Genomic DNA, 7082 nt, shown 5'->3' with positions numbered 1-7082 from the left:
GTCCCGTCCCGAGGGCGGGGGCGGGCATCCACGGCGCGACGACGGCCCGCGTCCAAGTGTCCGCCAGAGGAAGGATGCGTGGATTGTGGCGCGCCCGCGAGCCAAGGCATTCGCCGCGATCACGGAGGGGCGCTTGTCAGGGCGCACATCCCCTGGCCTCATGGGCGCGGCCGGGAACCGACTTCACGTACGACGAGCTCCACCGACCATGACCGTAGGCCCATGCCCGTAGGAAAGAGGAGCGAGCCCTGGCGCTTCGTGGGGATGGCGCTGGTGCTGGCCTTCCTGCTGCCGGCCCTTCCCGCGCGCGCGGTGCCACCCGCCGCAACTCCCGCCGTGGGCGAAGAGCGCCCCGGCAGTGAGCGCCTGGGCGACACGCTGGACGCGGGCCTGCCCGTCACGGAGGAGAACCTCACCACCGGCTCCGCCCCCCGGGGCATGGACGCGCCGTGGACCGAAGGGCAGGGCACGTCCGCGGACGGCGGCGCCGGCACCGTGGCGAAGGAGGCGGAGCTGCAGCGCACCGACGCGGGCTGGGCGGTGGAGGCCGGGGCCGCCCCCGACGGTGGGCCGGCGCTGGCCGCCTTCGTGCCGCCCGCGCTGGTGGGGGACTCCCCCGCGCCGTACCCGCCGCTCCTGGTGGGCGAGGGCGTGGCCGGCACGGTGAAGCTGGAGCTGCTGGTGGACGAAGCCGGTGAGGTGGACACCGCCACGCTGGTGGAGGGCGTGCACCCGCTGCTCAACGAGGCGGCACTGCACGCGGCGCCCCGCTTGCGCTTCTCCCCGGCGCTGATGGAGGGCAAGCCCGTCGCGGTGCGCCTGTTCTTCGAGTACCGCTTCGAGGCCCCCCTGCCGGTGGCCACCGGCGCGGACGGCGGCACCGAAGGCACTCAGCTGAAGGGCCCCATCACCCTCAAGGGTCTGGTGCGCGCCAAGGGCAACCGCAAGCCGCTCATCGGGGCGACGCTGGTGTCGGACGCGGCGCCGGACTTCCCGGTGCAGACGGATGAGAACGGCCGCTTCGAGGCGCGCTTCCCCACGGGGGGACAGGCGGTGCGCGTGTTCGCCCCGGGCCACAAACCCGGCCTGTACCGCGAGGCCCTGAAGAGCACCGAGTCGCTGGAGGTCGTCTACGGCCTGGAGCCGCTGGTGCTCAACCCGTACGAGACGGTGGTGCGAGGCGACCGCGAGCGCACCGAGGTCAGCCGCATCACCCTGCACGACGCGGAGCTGCGCGAGGTGCCCGGCACCATGGGCGACCCCTTCCGCGTGGTCATGCTGCTGCCGGGCGTGGGCAGCATGCTGTCCGGCGTGGCCTACCCGGTGGTGCGCGGCAGCCAGCCCGCGTCCACGGGCTATTTCCTGGATGGCATCCGCATCCCCATCCTCTTCCACCTGTTCCTGGGCCCCGCGGTCATCCACCCGGACTTCCTGGACGCCATCGACTTCTATCCGGGCACGCCGCCGCCGCAGTACGGCCGGCTGATGGGGGGCGCCATCGACGGGCGCCTCACCCGGCCGCGCGATGACCGGGTGCACGGCAGCGCGTACGCGGACTTCATCAACGCGGGCTTCTTCATTGAAACGCCCTTCAAGTCCACCGGCACCAACGTCAGCCTCGCGGGACGCTATTCCTATACACCGTGGATCATCGCGCTGGCGGCCAACAGCCTCCAGGACCCCGCGCCGCCGGGCCGCACCAACCCCAAGGTGGTGCTCGACTTCTGGGATTACCAGGCGCGCGTGGAGCAGGACGTGGGCAAGGGCAAGCTGCGGCTGTTTGCCTTTGGCTCGTCGGACACCTTCGGTTCCGAGGCGCAGGACGCGCAAGGCGACACCGCGCTGCAATCCATCATCTTCCACCGCGTGGACCTGCGGGGCCGCTACCCGGTGGGCAAGGGCGAGTTCGAGGTGGGCGGCACGTGGGGCCTGGACCGCTTCTCCGTCGTGTCACGCGGGCCGGACAACGGCGATGAAATCTACATCGACCAGAGCACGCTGTCGGGGCGCGTGGGCTACAGCGTGCCCTTGTCGGAGCGTCTGTTGTTGCGCGCTGGCGCGGACGTGGACCACAAGCGCGCCATCGTGGACCTCATCAGCGTGGAGGGCGGCGAGGAGGTGGAGGAGGACAGCATCCACGCGCCCGTGGCGCTGGCCACCTTCGCGGGCGCCTACGCGGAGGCGGTGTGGACGCCGAACCCGAAGTGGACGGTGGTGCCCGGCCTGCGCCTGGACAGCTACCACCTGTCCGGCGGGTTCGACCACAAGGTCCTGGAGCCGCGCCTCACCGTGCGCCACAAGCTCACCGACACCGTGTCGCTCAAGGGCGGCGCGGGCATCTTCCACCAGCCGCCCACCACCCTCATCAGCCTGCCGGTGGTGGACGTGGGCAGTCTGTTGTTGGGCCTCCAGGAGGGCGTCCAGATGTCCGTGGGCGCGGAATGGAAGGCCTTCAGCAAGTGGGAGGTGGGGCTGGATTTCTATGTGAACCCCCTGCTGCGCACCATCGAGCTGACGCCCTTCTCCGACGAGGGCCTGGGCGACGATCTGGGCCCCGGCGAGCCTTCCGAGCCTGGCGAGCCCGACCTGCCCGGCGGTGGCGTCACCCAGAACGGCTTCCGCCGGGTGCGTGCCCGGCAGATCAACGTGGATGAGCCTCCCGTCAGCCGCGACGACTGGGACCTGCCGGACTTCGAGAGCCACGGGTTGGCGTACGGCATGGAGCTGCTCATCCGCTACCCGCTGGGGAACAACTGGTTCGGGTGGCTGTCCTACAGCCTGCAGCGCAGCACGCGGCGCACCACCTTCTTCCGCTACGACTCCACGGGGAAGGCCATCTCCGAGGACAAGGCCGACCTGCCCTTCGCCTTCGACCAGACACACATCCTGAACCTGGTGGTCAGTCACAAGTTCTCCAACAACATCACCCTGGGGGGCGTGCTCCACTTCAACACCGGACGTCCCGAGTACGGCACCCTGGGCAGCCAGACGATGCGCGAGGGCACCGACAGCGACGGCCGCCCCGCGTGGGTGAGGGTGGACAGGGACGCCGTGGACCGGCTGCCGCCCTTCTTCCGCTTCGATGTGCGCGTGTCCAAGGCCTGGGCCTACGAGACCTTCACCCTGGAGGCCTACCTGGACATGCTCAACGTCACCCTCAACCAGGAGACCCTGGGCTTCGAATACGAGGGCGGAGGCTTCAGCCGGCAGCCCTTGACCAAGAATTCCGTGGGGTTACCCATCGCCCTGCCCATCATCGGCGTCAAAGGGCGGTACTGAACCGCCCTGGCAGGTAGGCCCAGTGCTCAGGGGTGAGCATTTTTTCGCCCACCCTGCACTCCAGGGCCGATCCTCCAGTGCCCAAATGTGTCAGTATTCCGCGAGACGCGGGTTATTCACGCCTGCCTGGCACCGTCGCCGAGGGCAGGGGCAAGGCCCGAAGCGTCGGGGGGAGTACGATGATGGGTTTGTCCTGGGGGCCGGGAATGGCCTCGGCGTGGGAATTGCCCGCCGACAACGAGACGCCCTGCATCCTCCTGGAGCCCTTGCATGGGGAGACGGGCGAGGTGCTCGACTTCCGGTGGACGTCCATGAACGTCCCCGCCGAGGGCTGGGTGCGTTCCCTGGAGCTGGGCCGGCATCTGTCATTGTGGATGCTGGAAGGTGTCGCGCTGGTGGACGTGATGGCGTGCGCGCGGGTGCTCCTGCGCGGCGTGCCGCACGTGGGCCAGGTGCCGGGGGACGTGGCGGGGCGCCAGTACGTGGTGGTGCGCCACGGTGAGGGGCTCGCGCTGTGGCTGTTGCCGCGCGACGAGGGACGCGCGTCCGACGCGCAGCAGGCGGCCCGGGAGCGCAACGCCCGGCGCGAGGTGGAGGAGGCGCTGGCGCGCACGGAGCAGACGGTGAGCGCGCTGCGCGAGGCGGAGGAGCGCTACCGGCTGGCGACGCGGGCCACGCACGACGTGCTGTGGGACTGGCACTTCGGCACCGACCGCGTGCGGTGGGACCCGGGCACGGGGGACGCGTTCGGCCACGCCACGGCGGTGTTGGATCATCAGTTGGGCTGGTGGGGCGCGCGCGTGCACGACGACGATCGCGAGCGGGTGGTGGACAAGCTGGTGGACTTCGTCGCGTCCACCGGAGACGTCTGGAAGGACGAGTACCGGTTCCAGCGCGCGGACGGGAGCTGGGCGCACGTGCTGGACCGGGGCGTGCTGGCGCGCGATGACGAAGGGCGCCCGGTGCGGATGATTGGTTCGATGATGGACGTCACCGAGCGCACGCGCGAGCTGGCGTCCATGGTGGAGGAGGCGCGCTTCCGCGAGCGCTTCATCGGCATCCTGGGGCATGACCTGCGCAATCCACTCAACGCCATCGTGCTGTCGGCGCGGGCGCAGAAGCGGCGCGGACCGCTGGAGTGCACGCCGGAGCAGCACCGGCAGCACGCGCAGCGCATCGAGTCCTCCGCGACGCGCATGGGGAACATGATCGCGGACCTGTTGGATTTGACGCGGGCCCGGCTGGCCGGCGGCATTCCCCTGCGCAAGGGCCCCACGGACCTGGGGGTGGTGTGTCAGCAGGTGGTGGACGAATTGTCGGCGGCCTACCCGGAGCGCGCCATCGCGGTGGACGTGGATGGGAAGGCCGAAGGCGAGTGGGACGCGGAGCGGCTGGCGCAGGTGTTGAGCAATCTGGTGGGCAACGCACTGGAGCACGGGACGCCGGAGGCGCCGGTGTTCCTGCGCTGCTGGGCCAAGGGCGAGCACCAGGTGCTGGAGGTGCAGAACCCCGGCACGCCCATCCCCGAGGAGCTGCGCGAGCGGCTCTTCGACCCTTTTCGCCAGGGTGAAGGGGAGCGGGAACAGAGCCGGCGCAATGCGGGGTTGGGACTGGGGCTGTTCATCGTGAAGGAGATCGTCCAGGCGCACGGGGGCACCGTGGAGGTGGCTTCGTCGGAGAAGGACGGCACCACGTTCACGGTGAAGCTGCCCCGGCCGCCGCGTCCGAAGGCAAAGGCGAAGGCGTCGCGAGGTCGCACGCGAACCGCCTGAGCTTTTGGAAGGGGTGAGCGTTCACCGCCATGCGGTGAACGGGTGAGCGTCCTTTGTCACACGCACTGCGTGTTGGGCGAAGGACCGAAGGGGATGGGTCGGGAGTGCAGGGGCACTGCTCGCTTCGCGGAGGCGCGTTTACCGGTTGATCAGGCCGTACGGCTCGTGCGGCCACCCACGCGGAGGCAGTCCCCATGCACGTCAGTCCCCCTCGCATCCCCTCGTCCCGGTCGTCTTGCTGGCTGTCCCTGGTGCTCGCCACCGCGCTGACCGGTTGTGGTGCGCCGCTGGCGGCGGACGAGCAGGCTGCTGTCCCCACGCAGGCCTCGGACGCGCTCGCCTCCACGAATGGGCTCTCCACCAATGGCTTGTCGACCAATGGCTTGTCGACCAATGGCCTGTCCACCAATGGCTTGTCAACGAATGGCCTGTCCACCAATGGCTTGTCCACGAATGGGTTCCGCACGTGGTTCACGGCGGACCCGGCGTCGGCGGACATGGTGATGCGCTACGTGGTGCAGTGCTCGATGGCGGCGGGGAATCAGCTGACGTACCAGTCGCCCACGACGGGGGCGAACTACACGTGGAAGGGGAGTCTGGGATTGGCGCCGGGCTGGGCGGGGGGCGCGCCGGCGACGGTGGCGGAGCAGCAGGTGGTGAGCGCGTGCCTGGCGGCGCATGCGAACAAGTACGGCGTGCACGTGGACATCTCCGTGCTGGGGCGCGACGCGGTGGGCGGGACGGTGCCGTACACGACGGACGAGCTGAGCACCTACGCCGAGCCCGAGGCGTGCTTCTTCGGCAACCTCTTCACAGGAGAGGGCGCCTTCGCGGCCAATGACGGCGCCTACCTGGACTACGACGAGAGCACGGTGCGCACCTGCGGCCTGTCGTCCTGGAGCGAGACGACGACGTGCACGCCGATGAAGCACGTGGGCGCGTGCCGCTACTACTGCACGCTGGACGCCACGCGGACCTACTACACGCGGTGCACGTACAACGGCGTGACGTACCGGCCCATCACCACGCGCATGCTGTCCCAGGACATCTACCGGTGCGGCGACAACGTCTGCCAGCTCACGGAGAAGTGCGGCACCAGCAATACGCCGAACAGCTGCGCGGCGGACTGCGGTCCCTGCCAGTAATCGCCAGGGAGACTGTCTGTCTATGCGGGGAGGGGCCGCCCAGCGCGAAGCCGGAAGCGCGTGACGAGGTCCCCCCACCAACGACCCATCATCCCGACGGTGGCCGGGCCATCCATGCCATGGCGGGCGGGGTGGTCCATGCGGATGGAATCCCAGCCGCGGTGTTCGAGCACGACGCGGGTGCCTCCGAAAGAGGGCTCGAAGCGGACCTCCACCTCCGTGATTTCGTCCGGGGCGAAGTTGCTGGCGCGCCATTGGAAGACGAGCCGCGCGCCGGGTTCCCAGACGAGCACGCGGCCGACTTCAAAGACTTCCGTCTCCGAGGACTCCAGCAGGCGGCCGCCGGGGCCGGGAGGCTCGAAGCGCAGGCTGCTGTTGGACGCATGAAAGGCCCGGTTGCGCGGGCCCTTGCTCCACCAGACGTCGGTCTCCTGGGTGAAGACCTCGAAGGCGTCCAGCGGGGACACGGCGACGAAGGTGGTGACGCGGGCACGGTCGGCGGACGGCATCATGACTTGCGGCCTCCCGAGGTTCCGGGGCCCTTCGTTCCCCGGGTGCGTTCCGCGTGGGCCTTGAAGGCGCCCAGCTGGTCCTCCCAGAAGGACTCCACCTCGTCCAGCCAGCCGCGCAGGGCGGCGAAGGGCTCCGGGCGCAGGCGGTAGACGCGCACGCGGGCGTCGTCCGCGTCGATGTTCTCCTCCACCAGCCCCGTCTGGCGCAGCACGCGCAGGTGGCGCGACATGGCGGGGGGACTCATGTCGAAGGCGGCGGCCAGCTCCCCCGCGGGGTGGGGCCGCTGGCGCAGGCGGTCCACGACGCCCCGGCGCGTGGGGTCGGCGAGGGCGGAGAGGGTGCGGTCCAACGCGGACGGGGTGGCCATGGTTGG

The 7082-nt window shown here is 70.1% G+C and carries 5 protein-coding genes; 3 read left to right on the top strand and 2 right to left on the bottom strand.

The features are described 5' to 3' along the window. The first annotated feature begins 438 nt into the window (after positions 1-438). The 3 genes from D7Y13_RS14320 to D7Y13_RS14310 all read left to right on the top strand — a co-directional run bounded on the left by D7Y13_RS14320 (position 439) and on the right by D7Y13_RS14310 (position 6196). Complete coding sequence (locus tag D7Y13_RS14320) at positions 439-3279, top strand: TonB-dependent receptor domain-containing protein (RefSeq protein WP_120533071.1); 2841 nt, start codon at positions 439-441, stop codon at positions 3277-3279. Positions 3280-3485: 206 nt separating this feature from the next. After that, entirely contained in the window at positions 3486-5051 is a 1566-nt protein-coding gene (locus D7Y13_RS47985) for a sensor histidine kinase (RefSeq protein ID WP_120533051.1), read from the top strand. Positions 5052-5245: 194 nt separating this feature from the next. Next, positions 5246-6196: a hypothetical protein gene (locus D7Y13_RS14310; protein ID WP_120533052.1), complete on the top strand. Its 951-nt coding sequence runs from the start codon at positions 5246-5248 to the stop codon at positions 6194-6196. A gap of 20 nt (positions 6197-6216) precedes the next feature. On the opposite strand, the gene D7Y13_RS14305 is transcribed toward D7Y13_RS14310, so the two are convergent. Next, on the bottom strand, positions 6217-6708 hold the full coding sequence (locus D7Y13_RS14305; protein WP_233595587.1) for an SRPBCC domain-containing protein: 492 nt from the start codon (positions 6706-6708) through the stop codon (positions 6217-6219). Continuing rightward, positions 6705-7076 carry an ArsR/SmtB family transcription factor gene (locus D7Y13_RS14300; RefSeq protein ID WP_120583918.1) on the bottom strand — a complete coding sequence of 124 codons (372 nt, stop codon included), beginning with the start codon at positions 7074-7076 and terminating at the stop codon, positions 6705-6707. Before D7Y13_RS14300 ends, D7Y13_RS14305 begins: the two co-directional genes overlap by 4 nt. Positions 7077-7082 lie beyond the last annotated feature (6 nt).

The sequence above is a fragment of the Corallococcus praedator genome (assembly GCF_003612125.1).
GTDB classification, from domain to species: Bacteria; Myxococcota; Myxococcia; order Myxococcales; family Myxococcaceae; genus Corallococcus; species Corallococcus praedator.
Note: the sequence above shows the minus strand (reverse complement) of the source record. Positions and strands in the feature narration are given on the sequence as shown.

What these genes read in the sequence shown, in the direction of transcription:
- D7Y13_RS14320 (WP_120533071.1), top strand. Translation starts at nt 439, where the DNA reads ATGGACGCGCCGTGGACCGAAGGGCAGGGCACGTCCGCGGACGGCGGC.
- D7Y13_RS47985 (WP_120533051.1), top strand. Translation starts at nt 3,486, where the DNA reads ATGGCCTCGGCGTGGGAATTGCCCGCCGACAACGAGACGCCCTGCATC.
- D7Y13_RS14310 (WP_120533052.1), top strand. Translation starts at nt 5,246, where the DNA reads ATGCACGTCAGTCCCCCTCGCATCCCCTCGTCCCGGTCGTCTTGCTGG.
- D7Y13_RS14305 (WP_233595587.1), bottom strand. Translation starts at nt 6,708, where the DNA reads ATGATGCCGTCCGCCGACCGTGCCCGCGTCACCACCTTCGTCGCCGTG.
- D7Y13_RS14300 (WP_120583918.1), bottom strand. Translation starts at nt 7,076, where the DNA reads ATGGCCACCCCGTCCGCGTTGGACCGCACCCTCTCCGCCCTCGCCGAC.